The sequence below is a fragment of the Mycobacterium sp. NGS33 genome (genome assembly GCF_059812885.1).
On sequence record NZ_JCALDN010000049.1, the window covers coordinates 1 to 301 of the forward strand.

The 301-nt window shown below is 71.1% G+C and carries 1 pseudogene; it reads left to right on the forward strand.

The features are described from left to right. A pseudogene (locus AC5Y5B_RS25260) lies at window positions 1-301 on the forward strand (MCE-family protein MCE1A); the annotation flags it as partial.

The window sequence follows — 301 nt, forward strand, 5'->3', positions numbered from 1 at the left end:
CCGAGGGCGGTTTCAACGGCTACTCGCTGAACATGGACACCGAGGTGCTCTCCGGGCTGGGGTTGATCGCCAACCCGGTGTCCGCGGTGCCCGTCATCGCGTCGCTGGTCGGCGGTGTCGCCGGAGTCGTGGGCGGTGCGCCCAACCCCTACATCTGGCCCGAGAACCTGCCGCGCGTGAACGGCCGCGGCGGGCCCGGTGGCGCGCCGGGGTGCTGGCAGAAGGTCACCCGCGATCTGTGGCCCGCGCCGGAGCTGATCATGGACACCGGCAACAGCCTCGCGCCCTACAACCACCTGGA